At 56.9% G+C, this 11,153-nt stretch carries 10 protein-coding genes; 8 read left to right on the top strand and 2 right to left on the bottom strand.

Features of this window, described 5'->3' with window-relative positions:
* Positions 1-187: 187 nt before the first annotated feature.
* Positions 188-2,035 (bottom strand): polyprenol phosphomannose-dependent alpha 1,6 mannosyltransferase MptB, encoded by a 1,848-nt coding sequence (mptB, locus tag Q3981_RS02110; RefSeq protein ID WP_303123403.1) that lies wholly within the window; start codon positions 2,033-2,035, stop codon positions 188-190.
* Between the two features lie 447 nt (positions 2,036-2,482).
* Here mptB and Q3981_RS02105 point away from each other — a divergent pair, with 447 nt between their 5' ends.
* The 7 genes from Q3981_RS02105 to Q3981_RS02075 all read left to right on the top strand — a co-directional run bounded on the left by Q3981_RS02105 (position 2,483) and on the right by Q3981_RS02075 (position 9,299).
* On the top strand, positions 2,483-3,217 hold the full coding sequence (locus tag Q3981_RS02105; protein WP_303123401.1) for a metalloregulator ArsR/SmtB family transcription factor: 735 nt from the start codon (positions 2,483-2,485) through the stop codon (positions 3,215-3,217).
* A gap of 75 nt (positions 3,218-3,292) precedes the next feature.
* Positions 3,293-4,747 (top strand): Fe-S cluster assembly protein SufB, encoded by a 1,455-nt coding sequence (sufB, locus tag Q3981_RS02100; RefSeq protein WP_046202302.1) that lies wholly within the window; start codon positions 3,293-3,295, stop codon positions 4,745-4,747.
* Positions 4,748-6,010: a Fe-S cluster assembly protein SufD gene (sufD, locus tag Q3981_RS02095; protein WP_303123398.1), complete on the top strand. Its 1,263-nt coding sequence runs from the start codon at positions 4,748-4,750 to the stop codon at positions 6,008-6,010.
* 57 nt (positions 6,011-6,067) lie between these two features.
* Positions 6,068-6,826 (top strand): Fe-S cluster assembly ATPase SufC, encoded by a 759-nt coding sequence (gene sufC / locus Q3981_RS02090; protein ID WP_012731590.1) that lies wholly within the window; start codon positions 6,068-6,070, stop codon positions 6,824-6,826.
* A 106-nt stretch (positions 6,827-6,932) separates the two neighbouring features.
* Entirely contained in the window at positions 6,933-8,204 is a 1,272-nt protein-coding gene (locus Q3981_RS02085; RefSeq protein ID WP_303123395.1) for a cysteine desulfurase, read from the top strand.
* Entirely contained in the window at positions 8,201-8,701 is a 501-nt protein-coding gene (gene sufU, locus Q3981_RS02080; RefSeq protein WP_303123393.1) for a Fe-S cluster assembly sulfur transfer protein SufU, read from the top strand. Before Q3981_RS02085 ends, sufU begins: the two co-directional genes overlap by 4 nt.
* A 268-nt stretch (positions 8,702-8,969) precedes the next feature.
* Positions 8,970-9,299, top strand: a complete 330-nt coding sequence (locus tag Q3981_RS02075; RefSeq protein ID WP_303123464.1) for a metal-sulfur cluster assembly factor — start codon at positions 8,970-8,972, stop codon at positions 9,297-9,299.
* Between the two features lie 49 nt (positions 9,300-9,348).
* Here the strand turns inward: Q3981_RS02075 and Q3981_RS02070 are convergent, their stop codons facing one another.
* Entirely contained in the window at positions 9,349-10,656 is a 1,308-nt protein-coding gene (locus Q3981_RS02070) for a lycopene cyclase family protein (protein ID WP_303123391.1), read from the bottom strand.
* Between the two features lie 141 nt (positions 10,657-10,797).
* Here Q3981_RS02070 and Q3981_RS02065 point away from each other — a divergent pair.
* A partial coding sequence (locus Q3981_RS02065) for an ATP-binding cassette domain-containing protein (protein ID WP_303123462.1) occupies positions 10,798-11,153 on the top strand: 356 nt, incomplete at its 3' end.

The following is an 11,153-nucleotide window of genomic DNA, read 5'->3' as shown; positions in this document are numbered from 1 at the left end:
GGGCCCAGCAGAGCGAAAACTTCGCCACGACGAACTGAAAAGCTGATGCCATCGACGGCCCGCCGGGACTTGAAAGTCCGGACGACGGAATCGAGGATTAACGCATCACCACGCGAATTTTTCGAGTGAGTCACAGGGTACGAGTGTAGCGCGACGAACTGATACCGACAGAGAGACTCAGCGGTTGCTACCGCAGTGAACGCGACCGGTCACGATTGTCCGTGTTCTTCCTCGTCTTGTGGTGGGTGCTTCGTGAGAATTTGGCCTTAGGTGTGTGGGCCGGATCTTGATGGCCGAGCACGATTCCTGGGGATCGAACCTCGATGACTTTGAGGATGAAATACCCCAGGGCTGCCAAGACGACGAAGCTCACTGCGGCGACGATATATGTCTGTGTCACGCTCCACGCAGGCAACTTCAGTCCGCGAGGCAGAACGAAGAAACTGAGAATAATCGAATAGATGACGGCCGTATTTCTGAATAGAGCGCGGTTCGCCCACGCCGCTAGCGGAATAATGGCCCACAATGCGTACCAGGGGTGAACAACGGGGAAAAGAAGAACGAGCACGAGCATCCCGACCCCGTATCCGCCGACGGGGTGGAGGCGACCGCGATAGGTGGCCACGAGCATGCGGACCATCCACAGCGCAGCAACAGCCAACCCCACCACGTGAATAAACGACGTCATCGCCTCAGTGTGGTCACCCAGCCCGAGCAGACTTCCTAGGAAACCGGCAAAAATACCGAGGAGCGTGGTGATCGACATCCAGCTGACGATGTCGGCTGCTCCGCCCTGAACAGTGAGCCATTGGAGGCCGAGCCCAGAAGCAAAAGACAGGCCGACGACGAAGAAAACGAGCAAGGATCCCACGATGACGGTGGCGAGCAACCACGCATGTTTGCGGTGGATAGAACGAATGAGCGTGACCCACACAAAGCCCAGCGCAACAATGCTGGTCACTTTGACCATGATCGCGCAACAGATCGCTCCGACGCCGGCAACGAAATACAGTATGCTTCGGCGCGTGAACAGCGTCGACGCCGACGCCGTCGGCTCTACAGAAACCAGGGAGGGAAACTCGGACCCGGATGGAGACTCGTCCAGTGGACGCTCGAAAGCCCTGAAACACCATTCCATGCCGACCATCAACAAGCCGAGCATGATCGACTCATTGTGGATACCGCCGACGAGGTGAAGAAGCGATAACGGGTTTAACACACCAAGCCACAAGGCAGCCGATGCCTCCACACCACAGCGACGGGCGAGCTTGATGACCGCCCATGCACACAACGTGAGGCCGATGATTGACACCAGACGGTAGAGGAAAACAGCCGCCATAATGTTCTCGTTGGTTAACCACGAGATCACTTGGCCACCCATAATGGCGACGGGCCCATAGGGGGACGGCGAATGGGACCACACTAAAGGCACCGATCGAGCAAGAGGATCTGCCACGCCTAATAGATCAACCGGACCGCCCTGATACGGGTTGAGCCCTCGAGCTGCAATCGCCCCCTGAGCTATATACGAATAAATGTCCTGGGTAAAAAGCGGAGCAGTAAAGGCCAGAGGAATGACCCACGCAACAAAGGTTCGGACCATCACCGGTGCGGTAGCCCAACCATGACCGTGCTCTCGTGGACCGGCTAACGCGAAATAGCCCATGAGCGCCCACGCCGTAACAAGAAAACCGATGCCGACGAACACAAGCACAGTCGACGTCAACAACATTCGGCCCATGAGGTTAGCAATGGGGAAATTCCAGAGCGTGTTGTCGACCACGGGCATCGCCCCCGCACCCCAGCCGCCGATCATAATTAAGACGGATCCGAAAGTGCCAAGCCACCGCAAGAGCGCGAATCGACGAAGATCGGAGACTCCGAAACGCTTGAGGCGGGGCCGCGCCGGGCCTTCACCGTGAAAAACTTCTGCGGAGCGTGAACCAGCAACCCCAAATTCCGGGACGACGGAGGAAATTTCGCGCCGACTAATGTCTAAGAGTCGATGGAAGAACGATGGTCCACGAGTGCCCATGTCAAGGTCCTCCCATCGTTTCCCCACTAGTTCTTATCATCAGCGCATAAGGCCCACGCGCTACACGTTCACGCGCATTGAGCCCCTCACATTCAAGCACGGCCTATTCCAAGGCATTGCCATCACGTCGAGTGTAGTCAACGTCGCCGGCTGAACTGTTTTTGTATCCCCCGTCCGGACTAGCAAAACAAACCGTAATCCACCCCCTCTGTGTAGGAATAGAATTCCGACACACTAATGTTGTGTAAAGTGTGATAGCGCAGGTGGGGACAGCCCCACGCTATGCACCGTCGTGGGCAGGGACCTCCATGTGCGGCCTCATACTCACGACACTTCACGTGTGACGGCGTGAAACACAAAGCGATCCTGGGCTTACACACCGGATGACAAGCAGCGACGAAACTCCGCCCTGTCGGATGCTTCGTTTTCGTGAGAGAGGAAGGCGCTATGAACGACCATGCCCCCGGACCAGAGGGTCAGACTCGTCAACGCATCATGTCTCTCCTCCTTCATCACGGAACAATGAGCGCATCCGAGCTAAGCAAAGAGCTGGAGCTAAGCGCTGCAGGAGTTCGACGCCACGTCGACAATCTGGTGTCAGACGGCTTAGCGGAAGAGGCCCCAGCAACAGGTGGAGCGCCTCGCGGACGTGGCCGCCCAGCCCGCGTTTTTCGGTTAACGGATAAAGGAAGAGGCAACTTCGGCTACGACTATGACCGCGTCGCGGTACTAGCTCTCGAAGCACTACGAGATGCCGGTGGTCCTAACGCTGTTATTCACTTCGCCCAGCAGCGGATGAGCGATATTCTTCGCGAAGCGGGGCTGGATGACGAGGTTTCCGGCCTTACTGACCCCGACGATGTCGAGGCCATGGTCACCAAAGTTGCCGATGCCCTGAGTAAGCACGGGTATGCAGCAACTGTGGACAAAGCTGGCGGTGGAATCCAAATCTGTCGCCATCATTGTCCCATTCAAGGAGTCGCCGAGCACTTTCCTGAGATGTGTGCCGCTGAACATCAGGCGGTTCGCGAGGTCTTGGGCCACCACACTCAACCTTTAGCCACCATCGTCGATGGGAACGGGGTGTGTACAACGCATATCCCCCTGGAACCCGTTATTAACCAAAAGCGCGACAAGGGGAGTGGCGGTGAACGCCAGCCAGCTTCGTCGACATCATCATGAGTCCATAATCTGCCGTAATTTTCACTTCCGGAAAATTGACCATCATCACACGCAACATAAGAGGAGTCACAGCTCATGACCCAAACACCGACAGCTCCTGCCGGGCCACAATCATCACCTCAAAGTGATGAAGAGATCATTGAATCCATCGGAGGTGGATATAACTACGGATGGCATGACAGCGATGTAGCCGGAGCCTCCGCGCGGCGCGGCATTGATGAAGATGTTGTTAAGGACATCTCAGCAAAAAAGAGTGAGCCGGAATGGATGTTGAAGAACCGTCTCAAGGCTCTCTCCATCTTCCAAAAGAAGCCGGTGCCCAACTGGGGTGCGGACCTGTCCGGAATCGACTTCGACCAGATCAAGTACTTCGTCCGCTCCACAGAAAAACAAGCCGCGACGTGGGATGACCTCCCTGAGGACATCAAGAACACCTACGATCGCATCGGTATCCCGGAGGCGGAAAAAGAGCGCCTCGTCGCTGGCGTTGCTGCACAGTACGAATCTGAGGTTGTCTACCACCAAATCCGCCAGGATCTGGAAAAACAAGGCGTCATTTTCGTTGATACCGATACGGCTTTGCGCGATTACCCCGAGTTATTTAAAGAGTACTTCGGGACCGTTATTCCAGCCGGTGATAATAAATTCGCTGCGCTGAACACCGCGGTGTGGTCAGGCGGTTCATTCATTTACGTGCCAAAGGGTGTCCACGTCGAAATCCCTCTTCAGGCCTATTTCCGCATTAACACGGAGAACATGGGCCAGTTCGAGCGCACGCTGATCATCGTCGACGAAGATGCTTACGTCCACTATGTCGAGGGATGTACGGCGCCTATTTACAAGACGGATTCCCTGCACTCAGCTGTCGTCGAGATCATTGTTAAGAAGGGCGGTCGCTGCCGGTACACGACCATCCAGAACTGGTCCAACAACGTCTACAACCTGGTCACCAAGCGCACGAAGTGCGAAGAGGGTGCCACCATGGAGTGGATCGACGGCAACATCGGGTCCAAGGTTTCGATGAAATACCCGGCTGTGTGGATGACTGGGCCGTACTCCCGCGGCGAGGTTCTCTCCGTCGCGATGGCTGGTGAAGGCCAGTACCAGGACACGGGCGCCAAGATGGTGCACATGGCTCCTCACACGAGTTCCAACATTGTGTCGAAGTCGGTCGCTCGCGGTGGCGGGCGTGCAGCCTACCGTGGCCTCGTCAAAGTGAACCCGAACGCGCATCACTGCACGGCCAATGTTGAGTGTGACGCCTTGCTCGTCGATAAGATTTCGCGGTCGGACACCTATCCATACAATGACATCCGTAATGACCACGTTTCCCTTGGTCACGAGGCTACGGTCTCCAAGGTGTCTGAGGATCAGCTCTTCTATCTCATGAGCCGAGGCCTCGCTGAAGACGACGCCATGGCGATGATTGTTCGTGGCTTTGTCGAGCCCATTGCGAAAGAGTTGCCCATGGAATATGCCCTCGAACTCAATCGCCTCATTGAATTGCAAATGGAAGGATCCGTGGGATAGATGACTGACGTACTCAAGGCCGAGGATGTCGAAGCTGCCGCCGACAAGGCAAAAGAAGTCGGCGCGTTCGACGCCAACACAACCAACACCACAGGGGCTAAAACAAAAGGCGACGTCTTCACGTCGTTCAATGTCGACGATTTCTCCGTCCCTCGCGGTCGCGACGAGGATTGGCGTTTCACTCCGTTGCGACGGCTCAACGGGCTTCACGACGGGTCGTTCCCCGGTGAACACGCGCCGAACCCGGTCACCGCAGATATCCCTGAGGGAACATCCGGCGTACACGTAGAAGAGGTTCCGGCCGACGATGACCGCCTTCGCGCAGCCGGAGCCCCCGTGGATCGCGTCGGTGCGCAGGTCTTCGCCAGCCTTCAACGCGGAACCGTCCTCACCATCGACGACAACACGGTTGTCGACGGCGACATCACGTTGACGTTCACGGGAACTGGCCCCGACACCACGTCCTTCGGAGCGCTCGCCGTCGTCGCTGGTGAACACGCCGAAGCCAACGTCGTTCTCCGATTCGAGGGGCACGGCAACTACGCAGATTTCCACTCGTACTCGATTGGAACAGGTGCGCATATCAACGTCGCCATTATCGACGACATGGAGGACGACGCCGTCCACCTGGCCAATGAGCAGCTCCGACTAGATCGCGATGCCGTCATGCGCCACGGATACAGTGCATTCGGCGGCTCCGTGGTCCGCAATATCTCCCACGTAGCGTTCAAAGCGCCCGGGGCTGACTGCGAACTCTCCGGTGTGTACTTTGCCGACGACGGACAATACTTCGAGCAACGCCTACTCGTTGACCACTCTGAGGCGAATTGCCGCTCCAACGTGATGTACAAAGGAGCACTCCAAGGCGATCCCACCTCGGACCTCCCCGAAACACGCACAGCGTGGGTTGGCGACGCACTCATCCGCGCACAGGCCGACAACACGGACACATACGAGAAGAACATGAACCTCGTCTTGTCCGAGGGCGCGCGCGCAGATGCCGTTCCGAACCTCGAAATCGCCACCGGCGAAATCATCGGCGCTGGTCACGCGGCCACCGTCGGCCGCTTCGACGACGAACAGCTCTACTACCTGATGAGCCGTGGGATCCCCGAACCCGTTGCCCGACGCCTTATCGTCCACGGATTCTTCACCGAAGTCATTTCACGAATCCCGATACCGGCCGTCCAAGATGAACTCGAAAAACGCGTCTCCGAGGAACTCGACACTGTCAGCCTCGACGAGCTGAATTCACTGAGCTAATCCATCTACCGTGCGTCACTAGCTGTATCTCACGGATCATCAAACACAAGGAGAACAATGAGTACCCTCGAAATTCGCGACCTCGAAGCCGTCGTCAAGCCCACCGAACCCGGGGAAGAGCCCAAGCAAATCCTCAAGGGCGTCAATCTGACCATCAACTCAGGTGAGACCCACGCGATCATGGGCCCCAACGGGTCGGGCAAATCGACCCTGTCATACACGATTGCCGGCCACCCCCGTTATGAAGTTACCGGCGGGGAAGTGCTGTTAGACGGCGAAAACATCATCGACATGTCTGTAGATGAACGAGCCCGAGCCGGTTTGTTCCTCGCCATGCAGTACCCGGTTGAGGTTCCCGGCGTGTCCATGGCTAACTTCCTCCGCACCTCAGCAACCGCGGTACGTGGAGAAGCTCCACGGCTTCGTGACTGGATCAAGGAAGTTAAAGACGCCCAAAAAGAACTCAAGATCGACACCTCATTCTCCGAGCGTGCCGTCAATGAAGGGTTCTCCGGCGGCGAAAAGAAGCGTCACGAGATTCTGCAGCTATCGCTGCTCAAGCCCAAGTTCGCCATCCTCGACGAGACAGACTCCGGGCTCGACGTCGACGCCCTCCGGATCGTGTCCCAGGGGATCAACGACTACAAAGAGCAGAACAATGGCGGAATCATGCTCATTACGCACTACAAGCGCATTCTGAACTATGTGCGCCCTGACTTTGTGCACGTCTTCGCCAACGGCCGCGTCGTTACGACGGGTGGCCCTGAGCTCGCCGACAAGCTCGAAGAAGAAGGCTACGACGCTTTCGTAGGCTAACCAGCCCCACAGTGAATGGCGATCATGACGACCTCGCCATTCACTTTTTATTCACACACTTTTTAGATGCAACCAGCGAAAGCTTGCAGGAGGAAGGTTACTGACGGTGGAAATTCCAGAGCTCACACGAAACGGGGTGTTGGATGTCGACGCAGTGCGCGCGGAATTCCCCATCCTGCACCGTACTGTTCGCGACGATAAACCCCTCATCTTTCTAGACTCCGGTGCCACATCACAACGACCGGAACGTGTGCTGCGCGAAGAATTCCACTTCCTCACCCACACCAATGCGCCCGTTCACCGCGGCTCCTATCAACTCGCAGAAGAAGCGACGGAAGCCTATGAGGATGCGCGCGAACGCATCGCGCATTTCGTCGGGGCCGATGAACCAGAAATTGCATTCACTAAAAACGCCACGGAGGCACTCAACGAAGTCGCCTACCTCTTAGGCGATGATCGCGCCGGGGAGTTCCAGGTTAAAGAGGGCGATGAAGTCGTCGTCACGGAAATCGAGCATCACGCTAACTTGATTCCGTGGCAGGAATTGTGCCGCCGGACAGGTGCCCACCTGAAGTGGTATTCAGCGACCGACGATGGACGCGTCGATCTTGATTCCCTGACGTTGAGCGACCGCACGAAGGTCGTCGCGTTCACGCATCAATCGAATGTGACTGGTGCCCAGCCCGATGTCGAAGAGCTTGTGTCGCGTGCGCATAGTGTTGGGGCAGTGGCGGTGCTCGATGCATGCCAGTCCGTTCCGCACAAAGCAGTGGACTTCCACACACTTGACGTCGATTTTTCCGCCTTTTCGGGACATAAAATGCTGGGCCCGAATGGGGTAGGGGTCATGTACGGTAAGGCGGACATCCTCGCCCAGATGCCACCCTTCCTCACTGGTGGTTCCATGATTACGACAGTCCAGATGGACCACTCCGGATACACAGAGCCACCACAGCGGTTTGAGGCTGGAACACAGATGACCAGCCAAGTTGTCGGCCTCGGAGCTGCCGTAGAATTCCTCCAGGCCATCGGAATGGACGCTGTCGAAAAGCACGAGCACATGCTCACTAAATATGCTTTGGAGAAACTCAACGATATTGATGGGCTGCGCATCATTGGCCCGACAACGCCGGAGCACCGGGGCAGTTCGGTGAGCTTCTCTCTCGACGGGGTCCACCCTCACGATCTCAGCCAGGTTCTTGACGACGACGGCATCGCTGTCCGCTCTGGCCACCATTGCGCGTGGCCTATCCACCGTCGGATGGGGATCCAGGCTTCGGCGCGCGCGTCGTTCTATATTTACAACACTCTCGACGAAGTGGATAAGCTGGCAGAATCTATTTGTCGTGCACGAGACTTCTTTGGGGTGACGCGATGAGACTCGAATCCATGTACCAGGAAGTGATCCTGGATCACTATAAGAATCCGCAACATGCAGGCTTGAGGGAACCTTTTGATGCAGAGGTTCACCACGTCAATACGTCCTGTGGTGATGAAATAACCCTGCGTGTTCAGCTCTCCGACGATGGGTCAACGATCCAAGACATCTCCTACGAGGCGTCGGGGTGCTCAATCAGCCAAGCGTCGACGTCGGTGATGGCCGAAGAATTGATCGGCCAAAGTGTCGACGACGCGTCGAAGAAACTGGCTGAGTTTGAACGCATGGTGACGTCCCGTGGGAAGGTTGAGGGCGATGAGGATCTCATTGGAGACGGGATCGCATTTGCCGGTGTTGCTCAATACCCCGCTCGCGTTAAGTGCGCGCTGTTAGCGTGGAAAGCTCTTCAAGCCGCTGCCACTGAGGCGATGGCTGATGCGGGCCACGACAAAGCCGCAGCACAGCTGAACTCATCGTCGCCAACAACAAGTTCCTAGTTTCGGTTGATGGCGGCTAGTGGTTATGCCAAGCCGGACATCATCGATGCATCATGGGACAAAGCAGTACGTGGAAACAATGACAGCCGGGTGATCCCCGTAGATAGTGCACACTCAAGAAGAACGAGGAGTTCCAATGGCACAAGACGACACGACCACACAAGATCAAGCTGCCAGTTCGTATGAATCCTATGACGACGCAGGTTCGGTAACAGGGCCGGGCACGGGGATAGATGGGTCTATCCCTAGCGTTCCTGACCTACCGCCGATGGGGGATGATCAGCAGAAAATTGCTAATGCGGTTCAGGACAGCCTGTACGATGTCGTCGACCCTGAGCTGGGCATCAATGTTGTTGATCTTGGATTGGTTTACGACATTTGGGTCGACGAGGATGGCAATGTTGTGGTCTACATGACATTGACTTCTCCTGCCTGCCCACTCACGGACATGCTGGAAGACCAGTCCACAGATGCCGTTGTCGGTCGCGGTATTGCTGACAATATGCGCATTGAATGGGTGTGGACTCCGCCGTGGGGACCACACATGATTACTGAAGAGGGCAGAGAGCAACTCCGTGCCCTCGGGTTCGCTGTCTAGCTCGGCTTGAGTTCGGGCATTTCTTACCGACGCGTCCTATCGATATGACTTACCGACGTGGGAGCGGGGTGGTACTCCCACGCAACAAAGACATAAACGTGCGTCGGGCCAGTGCGCGTTCGGCTTTACGTTCCTGTCGTGAATGTCCGTCCGGTTTAATCATCACCCTCACGAGGCGAGCAACAACGCACACCATGGATCGGGCGATATCCAACCCGTGAGAGGACGTCAGGTAGTCGCGAATCCGTGACGGAGACATGGCGAAGAATTCGCGGTAAAAAAGCCGCATTTCCTCTGGCTTCAGTTGGAGAGTTGCGCCCAAACCACGCCGTTGAAGCCATCCTGCTACCCATCCGCCGGGAGGCCCGTGTACTGCTCCGACGATTCGTTGAAGAAGGCGCGGGTATCGGGCCCAATGGGCAGCCCAGCCGATCTCTTTATCAGCCCGATCTACCGCAGCTCCGATACTGTAACCAGTAGCAGCGTGCATCAGTCCCGCGGCCGCACCCCATGGAAAAATGCTTGTCACACCATTGTTTCGACGTGCTACGTGCGGGATTCGTCGGCGTAGGGGCGCGACGGGAAAACTCACGACTTCCTCGCGAACAGCGTGCCGACGCGCGATTTCTGGGTCAATACCGAACTGCTCGAGTCTCCTATCCAGCGCCCACCGCAAGTATTCCAATTGTGCTGTTTCAGAATGTGGCGAGTGCTCGGGACCTCGGCACAGCGTTGCGACAATTGTCTCTTCGATTAACCAGCGGCCGTGCCCCAGAGGCATCCGATAGTTAAACGTCATACGAGAAGGCACATCAACGCCTGGATGGCCCGTCGTCGATGCACCGTCGTCGGATGTCGGGCGGGGAGAAGAAGTGCCGGGTAACGTTCGCATGTCCATCAGCACCGGCTGACGGTGATGGCGGGGTAGAAGACGCTCGGGGAGGACTAGCCCTACCGCGAGTTGCCGGACTGGGACGAACCCACCGCTCGCCGCGCGTGTGTCAATGACTACGTGCGCGTCGTCATGCCTGGATTTATACCACTGGTCATGAATAGAGAGAGATTGTGTGTCGCCCGCGTTCCGCAACACCTCGCGTAATGCATCCGGATTGAGAATGACATACGTTTCCGGGAGGGCGGCGTCCCAATTGTCGCCGCACACACGTGGCCGAGACTGGGAAAGATATGGATGCGGATGCTGACGTAGCCATTTCGGTATTTGGTGTGCCCAGGCACCCATCGTCGGCGGGTAATGCGGGCCATGTGGGTCCCAGCACTCCACCGAATAACCGGAACGGAGCGCAGCAACAGACGCTGCTGTTCCTGCAGGACCTAGCCCGACCACCGAAAAATGCATAACCTCACTGTATCGTCAGAGCGGCGTCGAAACTGGAACGAGGGACGGCGCCTCTCGTAAATCACTGATTAGTTCGCCCAACGATAAGGCCATAGTCGGCGGTGTGAACAAAGCTGCTTCCACGCGATATACTGCCGGCTTGTGATTACCACCGAGGATCTTGACGTTCGCGTTGGCGCGCGAACACTTCTGACAGCACCTGGACACCATCTGCGCGTCCAAGCAGGGGATCGCATCGGTCTTGTGGGCCGCAACGGTGCAGGCAAAACAACGACCATGCGTATTTTGGCGGGAGAAACACAGGCTTACGGTGGAACTGTTATCCGGTCCGGCGATATTGGGTACCTTCCCCAAGATTCAAAAGAAGGCGATATCGAACAGTCGGCGCGGGATCGTGTGCTATCCGCCCGTGGGCTCGATCGGCTTCGCTCTTCCATGGACCGGCAGCAGGAAATCATGGAGACCGGTACCGACGCTCGTCGCGATGCAGCGATCCG

The sequence above is a fragment of the Corynebacterium sp. genome (assembly GCF_030530965.1).
GTDB lineage: Bacteria > Actinomycetota > Actinomycetes > Mycobacteriales > Mycobacteriaceae > Corynebacterium.
This window is presented reverse-complemented; position numbering and strand designations above follow the sequence as displayed.